At 54.4% G+C, this 15,880-nt stretch carries 14 protein-coding genes; 5 read left to right on the forward strand and 9 right to left on the reverse strand.

Annotated elements, in window-relative coordinates:
• The first annotated feature begins 4 nt into the window (after window positions 1-4).
• A complete protein-coding gene (locus tag HQN87_RS18420; RefSeq protein ID WP_173136430.1) occupies window positions 5-784 on the forward strand; it encodes a TatD family hydrolase in 780 nt (259 codons plus the stop codon).
• Window positions 785-914: 130 nt separating this feature from the next.
• Here HQN87_RS18420 and HQN87_RS18425 read toward each other — a convergent pair whose 3' ends face one another.
• The 6 genes from HQN87_RS18425 to HQN87_RS18450 all read right to left on the reverse strand — a co-directional run bounded on the left by HQN87_RS18425 (window position 915) and on the right by HQN87_RS18450 (window position 7,446).
• Complete coding sequence (locus HQN87_RS18425; RefSeq protein ID WP_173136431.1) at window positions 915-2,201, reverse strand: MFS transporter; 1,287 nt, start codon at window positions 2,199-2,201, stop codon at window positions 915-917.
• Window positions 2,202-2,283: 82 nt separating this feature from the next.
• A complete protein-coding gene (locus HQN87_RS32765) occupies window positions 2,284-3,438 on the reverse strand; it encodes a winged helix-turn-helix domain-containing protein (RefSeq protein WP_173136432.1) in 1,155 nt (384 codons plus the stop codon).
• Window positions 3,439-4,457: 1,019 nt separating this feature from the next.
• Complete coding sequence (locus HQN87_RS18435) at window positions 4,458-5,210, reverse strand: YjgB family protein (protein WP_254075558.1); 753 nt, start codon at window positions 5,208-5,210, stop codon at window positions 4,458-4,460.
• A gap of 140 nt (window positions 5,211-5,350) precedes the next feature.
• Complete coding sequence (locus HQN87_RS18440) at window positions 5,351-5,902, reverse strand: RDD family protein (RefSeq protein WP_173136433.1); 552 nt, start codon at window positions 5,900-5,902, stop codon at window positions 5,351-5,353.
• A gap of 34 nt (window positions 5,903-5,936) precedes the next feature.
• Window positions 5,937-6,365, reverse strand: a complete 429-nt coding sequence (locus tag HQN87_RS18445) for a hypothetical protein (RefSeq protein WP_173136434.1) — start codon at window positions 6,363-6,365, stop codon at window positions 5,937-5,939.
• Window positions 6,366-6,543: 178 nt separating this feature from the next.
• The gene (locus HQN87_RS18450) at window positions 6,544-7,446 is read right to left on the reverse strand and encodes a L,D-transpeptidase family protein (protein WP_173136435.1); all 903 of its coding nucleotides are present in this window, start codon (window positions 7,444-7,446) and stop codon (window positions 6,544-6,546) included.
• A gap of 255 nt (window positions 7,447-7,701) precedes the next feature.
• On the opposite strand from HQN87_RS18450, the gene HQN87_RS33045 reads away from it, so the two are divergent.
• Complete coding sequence (locus HQN87_RS33045) at window positions 7,702-8,322, forward strand: hypothetical protein (RefSeq protein ID WP_173136436.1); 621 nt, start codon at window positions 7,702-7,704, stop codon at window positions 8,320-8,322.
• A gap of 133 nt (window positions 8,323-8,455) precedes the next feature.
• Here HQN87_RS33045 and HQN87_RS18460 read toward each other — a convergent pair whose 3' ends face one another.
• Both HQN87_RS18460 and HQN87_RS18465 read right to left on the reverse strand, forming a co-directional pair.
• Window positions 8,456-9,442, reverse strand: a complete 987-nt coding sequence (locus tag HQN87_RS18460; protein ID WP_173136438.1) for an NAD(+)/NADH kinase — start codon at window positions 9,440-9,442, stop codon at window positions 8,456-8,458.
• Window positions 9,439-10,494, reverse strand: coding sequence for an SPFH domain-containing protein (locus HQN87_RS18465; RefSeq protein WP_173136440.1), 1,056 nt, complete (start codon window positions 10,492-10,494; stop codon window positions 9,439-9,441). The genes HQN87_RS18460 and HQN87_RS18465 overlap by 4 nt, the downstream gene beginning before the upstream one ends.
• A 286-nt stretch (window positions 10,495-10,780) precedes the next feature.
• Between HQN87_RS18465 and HQN87_RS18470 the strand changes: the two genes are divergently transcribed.
• Window positions 10,781-11,767: an ABC transporter substrate-binding protein gene (locus HQN87_RS18470; protein WP_173136442.1), complete on the forward strand. Its 987-nt coding sequence runs from the start codon at window positions 10,781-10,783 to the stop codon at window positions 11,765-11,767.
• Between the two features lie 113 nt (window positions 11,768-11,880).
• Window positions 11,881-13,614, forward strand: coding sequence for a helix-turn-helix domain-containing protein (locus HQN87_RS18475; RefSeq protein ID WP_367272750.1), 1,734 nt, complete (start codon window positions 11,881-11,883; stop codon window positions 13,612-13,614).
• Here the strand turns inward: HQN87_RS18475 and HQN87_RS18480 are convergent.
• Entirely contained in the window at window positions 13,604-14,296 is a 693-nt protein-coding gene (locus HQN87_RS18480) for a copper homeostasis protein CutC (protein ID WP_173136444.1), read from the reverse strand. The two genes, HQN87_RS18475 and HQN87_RS18480, sit on opposite strands and share 11 nt — an antisense overlap.
• 125 nt (window positions 14,297-14,421) lie before the next feature.
• On the opposite strand from HQN87_RS18480, the gene HQN87_RS18485 reads away from it, so the two are divergent.
• A complete protein-coding gene (locus HQN87_RS18485; protein ID WP_173136445.1) occupies window positions 14,422-14,931 on the forward strand; it encodes a GNAT family N-acetyltransferase in 510 nt (169 codons plus the stop codon).
• Window positions 14,932-15,880: the final 949 nt, after the last annotated feature.

Below are 15,880 nucleotides of genomic sequence, written 5' to 3' on the forward strand. Positions count from 1 at the left end.
ACCTATGATTGATGCCCATATTCATCTCGAACAATATGAGGATAACGAACGGTCCTCCCTCCTGGCGGGCCTGCCCCAGCAGGGCATCGAGTCCCTGATAGCCGTCTCGATGAACCTTGCTTCCAGCAGGCGTACGCGGGAGATTGCCGCCCGTTATCCCGGCTTGGTGAAGCCTGCTTATGGCTTCCATCCTGAACAGACGCTGCCTGAGGCAGAGGAGCTGACAGCGCTGCTGGACTGGATTACAGCTCATGCCGGGGACATGGCTGCCATAGGTGAAATCGGGCTTCCCTACTATTCCCGGGCCGAGGCTGCAGCCCGAGGCGAAGCTTGGGATATGGGGCCCTACATAGAGCTTCTCGACAGGCTACTTGGCTTGGCCGCACAGGTTGGCAAGCCGGTTGTGCTTCATGCTGTCTATGAAGATGCCTGGACCGTATGCGATTTGCTGGAGCGGCATAACATTACACAAGCCCATTTCCATTGGTTCAAGGGTCCTGAGGCTACTGTCCAGCGTATGATCAGTTGCGGCTATTATATCTCCTTCACTCCTGACATCCTCTATGAGCAAGAGATTCAAGACCTTGCCCGCCGCTACCCGCCGGAGCTAGTCATGGCCGAAACGGACGGCCCCTGGCCGTTTGAAGGGCCGTTCACCGGGCGCGCCACCCATCCGGCAATGGTACATGACGTTGCCGCCGCCTGGGGCACCCTGCATGGCTACTCCATTCCCGAGGCCAAGGCCATATTGACGGCGAATACAAGGTGCTTCTATGGAATTTAGGTTCGGCTACAGACATTATTCATTCAATGAATCCCCGTGCCTCACCAAGTAAATATAAGTTATCATAGCTTCCTCCTGAGTATGTAGTGCGGGCAGCTTAATCTGGACTCGGAGCTGCCCGCCTCTCTCCCTAGTTGGCCTTCACTACAGACTGTACGCCTTCCACTGCACTCCTCGCCACAGGCCAGAGCTGCCGCCCGAACAGCACCCCGGTCAGACCCAGAAGCAGCAGCAGCAGACCAATGTTGACAAAAATCCGGCCAGGACCTGCATACTGCACAAGCATACCGCCCAGCAAGGGCGCAACAATGAGTACTGTGCTGAGTATGGTGTTCTGGATGCCGAAGATGCGGCCGGTCATGTGCGGCGGGGTTTCTTTTTGCAGACAATAATTGAAAGTAATCATGAACACCCCGTTGCCGATCCCCAGCACAAATCCGATCAGCAGCACCCAGAGAATGGAAGCCCCCGGCTGAAGCAGCCCAAGTGCAGCAACAGACCCGCCAATCAGGACATATCCGCTGCCGAGCCGCCAGCCATACCCTATAGCCGATTGCAGCTTGTTCAGGACCAGAATAATCATCACCGCTCCGATTCCTGAAGCCGCTACCATCCAGCCGAGCAGCGATTCCCGCTCCGGTGCGAACACCCGGAACAGGCTGGTGAATTGAAAGTCGACCACCTGAATCACCAGCGCTCCGGCCAGCCCGAACAACATCGTATTCAGCAGCAAGCGGCTGCGCAGCATGAAGCTCCAGCCCTCCCTCCACATCAGATGAAGCGGGATGGCCTCCTCCTGGCGGGCTTCACGCTGCTTACTGTCCTCTTCTTCCGCAGGGATGTTCTTCACCGATAGCAGCAGCAGATAAGAGCAGCCGCGCAGCAAAGCATTGAGCAGGATGCACCATTGCGGCGTAAGGAAGGCCAGGGCCAGACCTCCGAGCAGCGGGCCGGCGATTTTGGAGCCCTGGTTGACGAGCCCGTTGAGCGATGAGGCTTGCAGCAGCTGATCCTCCCTGACCAGGCTGCGGGTCAAAGACTGCTGGGCAGGCATGTTCAGCGTGGATAGCGCCGAACGCACCGCCAGCAGCGGCAGCAGCCAGGCCATACTCGGTGCGAATAACACCAGCACCGTCAGCAGCGCCGTCAGCAGATCGCAGACACGCATCAGCTTCAGCTTGTTCAGCCGGTCAGCGGCTACTCCGGCAACCGAGCCGAGCAGAATGCTCGGCAGCGCCAGCGCTACCGGAATGAGTGACAGCATCAGCGGTCCGGCCTGCCAGCGGTAGCCGACCAGCACCTGAATGGCGAGTGTATCGAACCAGTCGCCAAAGCTTGCCGTGGCAAAAGCGCTGTACACCCGCATATACGTTTTGTTATGAAGCAAGCTGGTTCCTTGCTTGGTTGAGAGCTCCATCTGACATTCCTCCAGGTTCCTTGTAATCGTAGATGGTGATCCATCTATGATCTTAAGGTAACGGAGAATTGTCAGAGAATAATCATGGGGCCTCCAGCAGCCGCAGCAGCAGGTCTTCGAGGGACTGCTCCAGCCTTGTCAGACCACAGGCTTCAAGCTCCGCTGTGAACAGGCGCTCATACTTGCGGTCCAAGGCGCTCCCGGTCAGGAACATGCGGCAAAAATGATGAGTCCGGTACAGCGCATAGAGCCGCAGCGGGATGAAGCCTGACATCTCCAGCACCTGCAATCCCTCATGGATCAGCTTCTCCCCCTCCGCCCACTGTGCACGGCGCAGCTTCCAGAGCCCTTTCACTACTTTGTACCCGCCAATCTCCCTCAAAAAAGGCTTGTCCTGGAGAATCCGGCTGGCGGCTTCATCCATCCGTTCCAGCTCCACATCACCGGCGCCCGCTACGAGATGAATGAACAGCTCGGTAATCACCGTAACCGGAACGAAGTTCTCGAAGCCGGGTTCAGAGATTACCTGATAGGAACGCTTAAGGCGTTCCAGCGCTTTTTCCGGCTGACCTGCCAGGGTATAGAGATCCAGCATGGTCAGTATCTCCAGCTCCAGCTGTTCCGGTTCATTCAGCAGTTTCTTCTTGATCAGCCGCTCGGCATATTCTACCTTCACGCCGGGTTCGCCAATGAAGAAGTAGAACAGATTGAGATAAAAAAGCCGGTCCTTCAGCGGAACCTCATCGGTATGGATCAGCCAGTCCAAATCTCCCTGCACGAAATGAACGACCATGGAATAATGCGGGTCCAGCTCGTAGCCGAGGATGTCCTGCTGGCGGGCAAGGGTGAGCATGGATTGCCCCTGACCGTAGACATGGAACTTCATGAACACCTCACGCATCGTATTGCGCAGCTCCGGGTCATTCGTTGCCGGATTCATCGCCACCCCTTCAAGACTGCCGGGGATAGCCAGACTATAGCCGAATCCGCGAATCGTCTTAATGTCGATCCCGCCCAGTTGGCGCAGCTTCTTGCGCAGCCGGTAGATATGATCGTCAACCGTCCGCTCCACCGGATACTCCATAGGCCACACTTTATCGAGCAGCTGCTCGCGGCTGAAGGTCCGCCCCCGGTTCCGGTAGAGAAACTGCAGAAGCGCAAACTCCTTGGGCAGCAGTTCAATCGTCAATCCGCCGGAGGATACCTTATATTCACTTCCGTTCAATTCGAGATGCATGGCTGTGCCTCTTTTCTTCTGCTTTTCAACGCTGTGATTCTTTATCCATGCACTCTATACGGAGTGCGACTTGGAAGCCCAAACACATCGTCTGTGCCGATCAATCTACGCACTCTATAGTGCTTGTTCCGTATGAATCCGTACTATTCCCCTTATGTATTACAAGAAAAAGTATACATCAATCATTGACTTCTTATAAACACTTACAGTTACATAAGGTTTCGACAAATTCTGAAGTGCGAAGGACCTGTGGATTTCATGGGAGCTTGCCATTCGCACCAGTTTTCAGCTCCTTTTAAACTAGGAACTACACCGCCCGGCCGAGTTTGCTCCTAACGGACCTGAGAGACTTTATTCCCCGGAAAACACCACGTTTTGCAGTTTAACGGACGGAGTGGACCTTATCGTCTCTCTACAAGAGGTTTAAGCGTAGAAATTCCAAGAATACGCTCCGTGGGGTCCGTTCCATTGCCCAAGGGGTGTCTTTCATCCGGAATACGTGCGCCTCAGTCCGTTACGCCTTGCCAAACGCCCGAATGAACAACTCCCCTCTTCATCTGGGAATGGCACGTGAAGGGGGGCCTCCACTCCTGTACTCCTTCAGGCATTATAGAGCCCCCTCCACTAGTCTAAATCTGACGCTGTACTGCAAACTCTGCATTTCAGCATTCTGTGGCTTCGGTTAAAGTGAGGTTGAAAATCAAAAGTCCTCCACGCAGTTGCCGCTGCGGGAGGACTCTTTGTTCGGTTTGAAGTGAAAATTCGGTGATAGCTGTATTCTGTACAGTTAAAAACAGTGAAAAGGAAGGCTTGCCACGTATAGCTGTAGTCTGTACAACTAAATCTGCCCGAATGGGCGAAAACAAAGGGACAGATGCTTTTTAATTGTACGAAATACAGCTAAGCGGATATTCGGTGGAATATCAGACGATATAGTTGTACAGAGTGCAATTGAGCAAGCGCATACCGCATGTACCGTAATTGTTCCAAGAACAGCTAACCCCCAGCCAGCGAGTTACCTACCCCGCCATATTGTTGATTGAATCCTGTTCGGAGAATACTGAGATATGATCTACGGTACCGGTCGATTCCGGGATGATGAACTTGAGCTGATACTGCTTGCCGGCCTGATATATATAGATCTTGTCACTGCCCAGTGAGGAGGTTGCATCCGGCTTGCCGAGAACCTCTTCAATCTGCTCCAGCGTCAGGCTCTGGAGGTTCGAAGCGTTGGAGCGCACATCGAAAATCTTGCTGCCCTTATTGAAACCAATTACTGCATTCTTGCCTGAATAGGTGGAATACATCCCTTTGCCTGCCGACTCCTTGAGATCCGGCTCTCCCCATGCGGCTTCCACCTCGTCGATGAGTCCGCTGTGCGCAGCATATTCTACGCCGGGCACTTTGCCCTGCTTGGCAAGCTCCAGCAGCTCCTTCAGCTGCTTGCTCCGCTCCTCCGGGGTGGCGGGAGCCACCAGTTCCGCTTCAGCCTCTGCGGCCTCAGTGACTGTAGAGGCTCCGGCCGCTGCTCCCGGATCTGCCGTTACCGGCTCTGCCCCCGCCGCAGCGCCGTCATCTGCACCGGGCTCACTGACCGTTCCCGCATCCGCTGCCGGTGACGGACTGGCTTCCGGCTGCACAGCTGCCGGCGCTTCCGTTGCCGAAGTGACTTCGCCGGACGACGCATCCGGCTTGCCGGAATTACAAGCGGTAAGGCTGAGCATTCCTCCAAGTATGAGAATGCCAGCTATTGTTTTGAATGAGGTAATCATGATGCCATCTCCTTCGTTATTGGGAAATATCCTCTTATGTCTACTGTGTCCTAAGACGCTGAGGCAGTGACAAAGGTTGCACCATATAGGATGCGGTATTGGATTCTAGCGATTGAAGTGTCCTATAGAATGGCTTATCCTCAGACCAGATGGTCGAGTGAAGTTTTCTTCACCACATACGTTCCGGCCACCATATCATGCAGTGCCCGGTTGCGCTGGGTGAAGGCAACGATCAGGCAATCTACGACTACAACCCAGCCTAAGATGGCATTCAGGTCGGTAGCGAGCGGACTCCAGTTGGCAAGACTGCTGGATACGGCGGATAACTCCTCAGAATTCAGGCTCACAATCACGGCCAGGAAGCCGTTGATGATGAATAAACAATCCCTGATCAATGCCTGCTTCAGTCCCGGATACCTCCCATCCCCATCGACAATTCTCATTCCGAGAATCAGCTTGCCCGGTGTCCCTCCATACTTGACGACCATGAATACATTGAACCCCATAAGCAGCGCAAATTGGATAAAGAGTGGAAATACCGAACCAGCAGACACTGTAACCGAAATAGACAGCCGGTCCAGCACAAAGGTAGGAAGCGCCAGAATCACGAAGTCGATGAAGGTGACCAGCACTCTTGACCAAAAGCCCACATAGTCGCTCCAATCCAGCTGCTGCTCGATCCGCTGCTCCATATTGTTCCTCCTCAGATAGAAGTTAGACTTTTACCTACGAGCTCAGCACTACCGGAATAGCAAACGGCAGCAGAACCAGCAGCAGCGCGGCAATACTCAGACTTCGGGTCCATACCGGCTTCAGCCGCTGATTCTTCTCCGACCGGTACCAGCCCTTGAACTGCCAATAGTTCCGGTACAGGACAAAGAACACCAGCAGATTACCGGGCACAGCCGTATACAAATTCCCTTCCCATCCATACAACAGCTTGAACACCCACTGCTCCACGCCTCCCAGCACGAGTAACGTAAGCATCAGCAGAATGACTACACGCAGCATCTCGATACCAAAAGTTGCTAATTTGCCCATAAGTACCTCCGGTTCATTGAATAGATTGGCCCGCCACCCGGGCGTTGGCCCCTTCCTGACATGCTGCAGAATCTCACGGTTATGACGTACGGTGATCCGAATTCTAATCTTCAATCCCTCCCTGAAATATTTGGAAGATCTGGGGTATCTGGAATATGAACTATTCTATATGTATTCTGGTAATCCTGCTTAAGCCCTGAAGCCGGCCCATCAGTGATTGGCCGGCTTCAGGGCCGCAAGGACTGCGGCGGGGAATTCTATTGATAACAAACTTGTGCATCGTTCACGGGTCTTAGAGTTTTACCGCTGCCTCTTTGGCACTCCATGTGAACGGTAGGCCGAACAGAGGCGTTAAGCTGCCCAGAGGAATATACAGACGGCCGTCCACACTTTTGGAGGGCAGCATCTCCACTGTTTTTCCGTTTACTTTTGCCGTATTGCTGAGCGGTCTATGAACTGCTGTATTTTTACCAATGTGGATGATAAGTGATCCGGTTCCCTTCTCCTGCATCAGGCTTCCGCCCAGCAGCATCACGGATTCGCGCAGCGGAATGTACACCCGCGAATCCTCCAGCAGGAAGGAATCCTTCACCGGAAGCTTCTGCCCGCCCCTGATAAAAGCTCCGGCAAACATCGTTGATCCCAGCCGGTAGCCATTCTTCTCGGCAATGCCGGCCATATCAAGCCCGGAGGTGGTAATAATCACTCTCGTATTCTTGGCGATCTTCGGGTACAGCCAGTGAATATCTTCATTATGCATCCGGATGCATCCGGCGCTGACATACTTACCGATAGAGGACTCATTATTATTGCCGTGAATGGCATAGGTTGTGCCGTAGGTATCGTTAACCTCCAGCCCCAGCCAGCGGTCGCCCAGCGGATTGGCCGGATCGCCCCCGGGGATTTTTTCCTTGTAATAGGGTCTGTTCTTGATTTTGACCACCATTCGGAAGCTGCCTTCAGGAGTCAGGCTCTTGGTCTTGCCGGTAGCGACCGGAAAAATCTTCACCAGCTTGCCGTCACTGTAATAGGCCAGTTTGTTCGTTTTTTTGTTCACAATAATCAGATCTGAGGATGACGATGCTGCGGCTGATCCTGTGAAGCACGCTGTCAATAGCATTACAAATACTATTGTCAACGCGATGCTTTTGGGAAAATACTTCTTCATTCGGCTTGCCTGTTCACGCTGATTCATGGTTGCCCCACCTCCGGGTTATGGATGATTCTGGATCGTCTTTCTACATAGACGTTCATCTGCCGTAATAGTTGCACAGCAGCTTGTTCCTATTCTTATCAACTCGTCCCGCCTGGATTGACGCAACGTTTGCAGAATTGTAACCGTTCCGCGGGACTCCTGCTATATACACAAGAACAATGAATATTTGCTAACTGCGTCAGAGATAATAAGGCCGCATGACCATAAACCTTAGTGCCAAGGAGGCCAAATATTTTGAATTCCAACCCATCCGGACAGATCAGAGAATGTGAACAGATCATTCAGCAGCTGATGGCACAGACCCAGCAGGGAACACAGCTGTATCAGCAGATGCTTCAGCAGGAGCAACAGGATGCTGCCAAGCTCCAGGAGCTTAGCCAGCACAACAACAAGGCGATTCAGATGATCCAGCAGGCGATGCAGGGCCATCAGACAGCGATGCAGCAGATGCAGCAGATTCTGCAGACCGTCAAATCGCTTGAGCAGTTCCCGCAGACAACCGGCTTCAATACAAGTGATATGCACAGAATGAATCCAGAGCATCAGAGCTTTGGCACTGGCATCCAGAGCAGTACAGGCATGTCGGGCTTCAACTCTGGAAGTATGAACTCTAGCATGGGAAGCGGGAACTCTAGCATGGGGAGCATGAACTCTAACATGGGAAGCATGAATTCCAGCATGGGAAGCGGGAGTATCGGCTCTTCGTTCAGCCCGTCCTTCACTTCAGGCAGCCAACCGGTGAACCCGCTGCACCGTCCAATGAACTCTTTCAACCCGCAGCCGATGCATACACCAATGTCGGCAGGTTCGTCCTTCAGCTCACCAATGAACCAGGGACGCAGCTTCCAGCAGTAGGAGCGGTAAGCATCGGCGGATTCATCTGAACCGCCGGTTTATTATTTAGAAAGGGGTTCTCGCAGACCGCATAGGCGGACACTGCAGAGAACCCCTTTTTCGTGTACCTCGGGCTGAGCGGTCCATACATAATCTACACTACCAGCCTCCCCGTCTTCTCCGCGAGTCCGACCGTCGCCTCCACACCGGAGTTGAACTCCAGATAATCACTCTCTACTCCATCACTGAAGATCACGCCGTCCTCCGGCATCTGCGAGGTGATGCGCAGCGGCAGCTTGCTGCTAATTCTCCCGAATACCAGCTCTGCTGAAGTCGTCCGGCTCGGAAAAGGCTCCCGCACTGTAAAATACAGCTCCGGGTGGTCCCAGGCCAGCCCCCTGCCGGCACTCACCCCGGCAATATCGGCCAGGGCCGCTGCTGTCCGTTCAGCATCCTCAGTCTGCATCTGTGCGGCACGGCTGACAATGCCTGCTGCTCCGGCGAGAACACTCTTGAGCCAGCCTGTTGAGCCCATGCCGGTGGAGACAATAATGCCGCTGGAGGACTGCTGCTCCTGCACCCCGTTCAGCTCAAGCTGATAGCGGGCCGAGACATGGGTCCGGCGGCCGATGAACAGATCGTTCACTCCATACAGGCTCTGTCCGTCGTTCAGCTCCACCTTGGCGAGGCTCACCTCACGGACCTGACGCTGGCCGCGCAGCACCTCCGGCACGAGCTGCCCCAGCTCCTTCACCCTGAAGGGCAGCAGTACGCCATCCCAACGCAGCGGATCAGGATTCACACCGATCAACGGCTGCTCATGGAGGTACTTCAGCGTGTTGGCTACCAGGCCGTCCTGTCCCAGGACCACCACTGTATCCTGAGCCCCAAAAATAAAGTTCGGCACATGCTGCCGCTCCAGAACCTGCAGGCGGCCAATGGCGCTCAGCTGGGTCACAGCAGTCTCTACTGCCTTGCGGTACTGAAAGTCCTCGCTCAGATAATCGCTGAAGTCGGCCCCCAGCCGTTCAATATAGAACTGGGCCTGCTGAATCGTATTGTAGCGGACCACCAGCTCCTCCAGGCGTGTCTTGCGCTTAATCAGAATAATCTTATTCTCCGATCCCCGGCTGCTGCTCATCGGCCGTTGCCTCCTCTTGCCGTGCCAGCCCCGTTACCCGACGACCCGGCCATAATTCCCTGCAATAGATCCGGTGTAATATTAAGCTGCCCGATCTTCCCGGCATTCTCCGCCAGCTCCTGGAACGCGATGGCAATCAGCTTATCCGGGTTCATGCCGACATTGGTCAACGCCTGCAGAACATTAGGCGATACCCCCTGCAGCGAATTCATCACTGCTAACAGCTCATAGGCCTTGGCATCTGCTTCAGCTCTCTTATTCGCAATCGCCAGCTCAATCAGCGCCTGCTTTTTCTCCTCCAGCTCCGTATCGAAGCTAAGCTGTTCTTCCTTCATCTCGTTCTGCTTCTGCTTCACCGAACGTTCGGCGTCAAGCTGGGTTTCGCGGATCTGTCTCTTCTTCGTTTCGACAGCGATCTCCGTATTCAGCTCATTCTCCTTCACCCGCCGCTCCTGTTGAATCGAGGCGTTGCGCCGTTCATAGAGCGCATCGTCGGCGCTGCGGAGAATCTCCTCTCTGGCCTGCGCCTCCAAGGCACGCAGCGTTTCCTTATTCGGCACAATAGCCAGAATGGACAGCCCCATCAGCTCGATGCCCAGCTTCTCGATCTCTGCACTCTGTCCGATCTCATGGGTGATAGTCTTGGCGAGACGTTCACTCGACTGGATGGCTTCCTTCAGCGGCAGCTGCCCCAGCTGCTTCTTGGTCAGGACCTTGGCGATATTAATCACCCGCTGGGCCAGCTTGTGCGGATCATCGGAGAGATAGGTATTCTTTTTCAAATTGTAGGTGTAGTTGAGAATCTGCGTGGTCTTGCGGTAATCGACGATCCGGTAAGTCAGTTGCCCCTGCACGGTCACCGTCTGATAGTCTGCCGTAATCTCTTCGAACATGAAGGGGACATCAATCGAGGAGACCGGCACTACAACAACCGAAGTCGTCGGCGCATAATAACGAAAAGAAAGTCCAACCCCCTCACGCACTACCTTGCCGTTCTTCACCTTAAGCACATAATCACTGGGCTGAAATTTCACGAACCGGAATCCGAACATGGTCATTACCTCCTATAGTAGGTTTGAGAGTCACTTGGGTTAGCGGAGCTGCATTTTGTTAATCATATTATGTTATTATTAATTCGTTATTAACAACATCATAACAGGAAATTTTGATATTATCAATATGTTAATAACAAATTTCGCGAAAAAAATTATTGTACAAACTCAAATCCTGCATTGGGTTTTGTCTATTGAGTAACAGTCGGTCATCCTTTATGATGACTTAAACGAGAATGATTATCATTATTGGTAATCACCATACCTTTGGGGAGGCCTATCTACCATGAACAAAGCAAGACCATTTTTCGCGATTCCATGCATCATCGTCCTGATGGGCACCTTACTGCTCGCCTGCAGCAGCAATAAGAATAATCAGGGGAGCAGTGCAGCAACCACCGCACCTGCCGCGCAAGCCACTGCTGAACCTGCCGCTACTACCCGTTCACACACGGATTACAAAGGCCATACGGCGGAGATTCCAGTGAATCCGCAGCGGATTATCTATTCCGGGGAAACTTATGGCGATCTGCTGGCACTTGGTGTACAGGCCATCGGCTATCCGCTCTCCATGGGGGACGGCCAGGTCTTCGAGGATAAGCTGACCGGAATTGCAGATGTCGGGTTCCCGATCAATCTGGAGAAGACATTGGAGCTTCAGCCCGATCTGATTATCTATGCCGGGATTGATGAAGCTGATTACGACGCTCTCTCCAAAATTGCTCCAACGATTATCTTCGATACCTTCGCCCCCCTGAAGGAGCGGATGCTGGATATTGGGGATATTTTAGGCAAGAAGCAGGAAGCGGAGGACTGGCTGGCCCAGTATCAGGCGAAGGAGGATGCGATGTGGGTTCAGCTTAAGGCTTCGGGGATGAAGGATGGCGAGACCGCTTCGGTCTTCACTTATTATCCGGGAGACCGGCTGTTCGTAATGGCAACGACGGGCCTCTCGCAGGTACTGTACGGAGAGCAAGGCTTCAAGCCTACCCCGGCCATTCAAAAGGTGCTGGATGCCGATATGGGCTTCCAGGAAATCTCGCTGGAAGTGCTCCGGGAATACGCTGGAGACCGCATCTTCCTGCTGACTCCGGTAGCAGACGAAGCCAAGCAATCGACCAGCAATCTGCTGAAAAGCGCGGTGTGGAACAGCCTGCCTGCCGTTAAGAACGGCTACGTCTACACGCAGGACATCACAAAGACCTCCAGTGATGCTACCACTAGAGAATGGCTGCTGGGCGAGATTCCTGCAATGCTCAGCGAGCAACAGTAACGGACACACTGTTCAAGCAGCTTATCAACCCTGTTGATAAGCTGCTTTATTTTATATACAATGATCTTTATTGATAATTGTTCTCAATACAAGCCTGAAAGGAGTACCGACCCTTGCGCCAGACTGCCCGCAACCCTGAACAACTGCCTGCACTCCCGCCTACCCCGCCTTCACACCTGACGTCCGTCCCTCTGCGGTCCCTGCTGTTTCAACTGAGGGAGTTGGAGCTGGTGATGCAGAGCGCTGACACAGTGTCCGCAGTGCAGACTGTGAAGGAGCATACCCTCCTGCTGTTCACGGGCGGCCGCGGTGAGCTCAGTATCCCGGAACAGACTTCAATTTCCGTACATGAAGACAAATGCTGTCTGCTCTCTCCCGGAACCTCATACAGCATAGATAATCAGGAGCTGACGCTCTATTATTATCTGCTTCGATTCACCGCTATTGCTACAGGGGATTCCCCTGCGACCTATCTGGATGAATTATTTCCGGGCCGGCAAGAGCTGCTCGTCCACCCCTTCACCAGAGTGATCCGGCTGGCGGAGGAGCTGCTTGTGCACCATAACAGCGGGGACGAACTCCAGCATCTCAGGCAACAGCTGCGGTTCCAGGAGCTGCTGCTCCTGCTGTTTGAACAGAACCACTCCACCCGACAGCTGCCAAGTCCGGCGCAATCGGTGGAGCGCACGATACATTTTATGCAGGATCATTATAGGGAGAGTATTACGGTGAAGCAGCTTGCAGAGCTGGCCGGCGTCTCCCCCTGGCAATACACGCCCATCTTCCAGAAGCTGACCGGCAAAAGGCCGCTCGATTATCTGACCGATCTGCGCATCGCGCACTCGAAGAACTATCTGCTCGAAGCTGCCGAGCCGCTGCGCGAGATCGCCCGGCTGGTCGGCTTCTCGGATGAATACTACTTCAGCCGCCGCTTCCGGCAGAAGACGGGGGTGACTCCCGGGCAATATGCCCAGTCACGGCAGCGCAAGATTACCGTCAAGGATTGGACCGGACATTCGGTAGACATTCCTGAACGTCCGAAGCGGGTGGTCTATCACGGGGAGACACTGGGCGATGTGCTGGCACTGGGGGTGAAGCCTGCGGGAGGCGACGAGGCTTGTGCCCGGGGCAGCGTCTATAGCCACCGGCTTAAGCATCTGGTCAATGTGGGATTTCCGCTGGACCCGCAACTGGCCCGGTCCATACGCCCTGACCTGATCATCCTCGCAAGCCCGGATGAGGAGGTGTACCGGGGCGTATCCGGCATTGCACCGGCACTCACCTTCGACTCCTTCGCACCGCTTGAGCAGCGGCTGCGGATTCTCGGGGAGTGGCTCGGGAAGCAACGCGAAGCAGAGGCCTGGCTGGAAGCCTACCATGTCAAAAACGCCGCCATGTGGCAGCGTCTGTACGACGGGGGGCTTCAAGCGGGTGAAACGGCCTCGGCGCTGTTCTATGACCATGGCAACCGTCTGTTCGCCATGGGAATGACCGGCTTGTCCGCGGCCTTGTACGCCCCCGGCGGCTTGCAGCCGACGGCGGAGATCAAGGACATCCTGGACAAGGGTCTGGGGTTCCGCGAGGTGGAGCCCGCGAGGCTGCACAGCTACGCCGGAGACCGCGTCTTCATGCTGATCCCGGAGCGCGAAGACTCGCGGGAAGCGATGGAGCTGCTGCTACAGTCGCAGCTCTGGAGCAGTCTGCCCGCCGTACAGCAGGGCCATGCCTACATGCTGGACGGAGCCAAATGGAATTCCGGCGATGCCCTGACCCGGGAGCGGCTGCTGACTCTGCTGCCCAGGCTGCTGGGCGGGCAGAGCGGTCATGCAGGGCAGCCTAAGGCTTGAGAATCTTGCATACGGCTTCCAGCCGCTTCGGGTCCACAGGCTTCAGCGGATCGCCATCCTCCCGGACCGCCGAGCCGAAATGTACCCGGCGAACCCCGGTCCGTGTAATGAAGTCCTTCAGCGCTGCGGCATTCAGGCCGCTGCCTGCAAGGATGGATAACGAAGAACCGGCAGACAGCCGTTCCAATACGGCGAGCCTCACCATGCCGCCAGGTGTAGTGGCGGCGGCAGTGCCGCCGGAGGTTAATATATCCGTAATCTGCGGATACCGCTTCAGGACTTCGAGGGCTTCAAGCTGGTCCTGCACCTCGTCAAACGCACGGTGAAAGGTAACCTCCATCCCCTCTGCCTGCTCCAGCAGCCGGGTCAGCAGCTCTTCATCTATAGTATGATTCTCGCGGAGCATCCCCGTGACCAGGGAGAGCCCGCCCACTCCGGCAATATGCCGGATATCTCGCAGCATCGTCCCCGCATCGGACGCATCATATATGAAGGAACGCGCATGGGGTCTGACCATCACTCTCACAGGAATCGCGACTTTCGCCCGGACCGCTTCAATCAGCCCGAGACTTGGCGTTAATCCGCCTTCACCGATTGCCGTGATCAGCTCGATCCGGTCAGCACCATAACGTTCCGCTGTGACTGCATCACTTACTGTAGTAGCTATAACCTCTAACAGCATAGTTTGCTCTACTCCCCTTCTTGGCTCGTAATGATCCGTACCGTATATATCAATTGTAACCGGCCCTACTCCCAGTATAATGATAATCATAGTAAATAGCAGAAAGGAATGTTTGCAGAATGAGTATGGGCCATGAATTAAAGATTGTATCCCTTCAGGAGCTTAGCCCGCAGCTTGTACCGCAATTAAGTAGCTTATTGATTGCTGTAGTGGAGGATGGTGCTTCCATCGGATTTCTGCCTCCGCTGGGACAGGAGGAAGCGGCTACGTATTGGCAGAATGTCCCCGGGCCTGCTGTCCGGCTGTGGGCAGCGCTGGAGGGCGATACCATTGTCGGTTCAGTGCAGCTCCATGTGGTACTGAAGCCCAACGCCCTGCACCGGGCGGAAATCGCCAAGCTGATGGTCCATCCGGCTCACCGCCGCAAGGGTATCGCGGGAGTGCTGCTGGAGACCGCCGAGCAGGCTGCTGCTGCGGGGGGCCGGACACTGCTGGTACTGGACACCTGGGAAGGCGATCCGTCCAATCTATTGTATCAGTCACGGGGATATATAGAGGCCGGAAGGATTCCCGACTATGTCGTTTCTGCCAGCGGAGGAATGGATGCCACAGTGATCTATTACAAGCAGCAGTGAACAGGGCATACCTGTTCACTGCAGGATAAGTGGGACAAGGTATCCTGATTCGCCCATCACTTGAGCAGACAAGCTGAAACGGTTGTACCGGTCCCGAAGGATCAGTATGGCCGTTTTTATTTTTGCAAGTAATGTTCACATTTCTGCTTGAACAGCTTCTACGGTAACCTCACCCTTCTCCAGCGGCATACTTCTGGCGGCAGCATCCGAGTTCTCGACTGCTGCCCACTTTCAGTGGATTGAGAGGGATTTATCCCTTTCATTTCTACGCGTAGCCTGCTTTGGGCAGATTCGGAGGGACTTCTCCCTTTCATTTCCACACGTAGCCCACTTTGGGCGGATTCAGAGGGATTTATCCCTTTCATTTCCACACGTAGTCTGCTTTCGGCGGATTGAGAGGGATTTATCCCTTCCATTTCTACACGTAGCCTGCTTTGGGCAGATTCAGAGGGATTTATCCCTTTCATTTCCACGCGTGGCCCACTTTCGACGGATTCGGAGGGATTTATCCCTTTCATTTCCACGTGTGGCCCACTTTCGACGGATTCGGAGGGATTTATCCCTTTCATTTCTATGCGTAGCCTGCTTTGGGCGGATTGAGAGGGATTTATCCCTTCCATTTCTACACGTAGCCTGCTTTGGGCAGATTCAGAGGGATTTATCCCTTTCATTTTCACGCGTGGCCCACCTTTTTTTGGCCGCGCCTGCTGAATTCAGGTGTACTAATGCTCCTCATTGGCTCAGTTGGCCCGCATCCAGTAAATTCAGGTGCACCAATGCTCCTCCTTGGCTCATGTAGCCTAAATCCGCTGAATTCAGGTGCACTAATGCTCCTCCTTAGCTCATTTAGCCCGCATCCGCTGAATTCAGGTGCACTAATGCTCCTCCTTGGCTCATATAGCCCGCATCCGCTGAATTCAGGTGCACTATTGCTCCTCCTTGGCTCATA

Source organism: Paenibacillus tritici (genome assembly GCF_013204885.1).
GTDB classification, from domain to species: domain Bacteria; phylum Bacillota; class Bacilli; order Paenibacillales; family Paenibacillaceae; genus Paenibacillus_AQ; species Paenibacillus_AQ tritici.

What these genes read in the sequence shown, in the direction of transcription:
- HQN87_RS32765 (WP_173136432.1), bottom strand. Translation starts at nt 3,438, where the DNA reads ATGCATCTCGAATTGAACGGAAGTGAATATAAGGTATCCTCCGGCGGA.
- HQN87_RS18435 (WP_254075558.1), bottom strand. Translation starts at nt 5,210, where the DNA reads ATGATTACCTCATTCAAAACAATAGCTGGCATTCTCATACTTGGAGGA.
- HQN87_RS18465 (WP_173136440.1), bottom strand. Translation starts at nt 10,494, where the DNA reads ATGTTCGGATTCCGGTTCGTGAAATTTCAGCCCAGTGATTATGTGCTT.
- HQN87_RS18485 (WP_173136445.1), top strand. Translation starts at nt 14,422, where the DNA reads ATGGGCCATGAATTAAAGATTGTATCCCTTCAGGAGCTTAGCCCGCAG.
- HQN87_RS18480 (WP_173136444.1), bottom strand. Translation starts at nt 14,296, where the DNA reads ATGCTGTTAGAGGTTATAGCTACTACAGTAAGTGATGCAGTCACAGCG.
- HQN87_RS18450 (WP_173136435.1), bottom strand. Translation starts at nt 7,446, where the DNA reads ATGAATCAGCGTGAACAGGCAAGCCGAATGAAGAAGTATTTTCCCAAA.
- HQN87_RS18420 (WP_173136430.1), top strand. Translation starts at nt 5, where the DNA reads ATGATTGATGCCCATATTCATCTCGAACAATATGAGGATAACGAACGG.
- HQN87_RS18470 (WP_173136442.1), top strand. Translation starts at nt 10,781, where the DNA reads ATGAACAAAGCAAGACCATTTTTCGCGATTCCATGCATCATCGTCCTG.
- HQN87_RS18425 (WP_173136431.1), bottom strand. Translation starts at nt 2,201, where the DNA reads ATGGAGCTCTCAACCAAGCAAGGAACCAGCTTGCTTCATAACAAAACG.
- HQN87_RS18460 (WP_173136438.1), bottom strand. Translation starts at nt 9,442, where the DNA reads ATGAGCAGCAGCCGGGGATCGGAGAATAAGATTATTCTGATTAAGCGC.
- HQN87_RS18440 (WP_173136433.1), bottom strand. Translation starts at nt 5,902, where the DNA reads ATGGAGCAGCGGATCGAGCAGCAGCTGGATTGGAGCGACTATGTGGGC.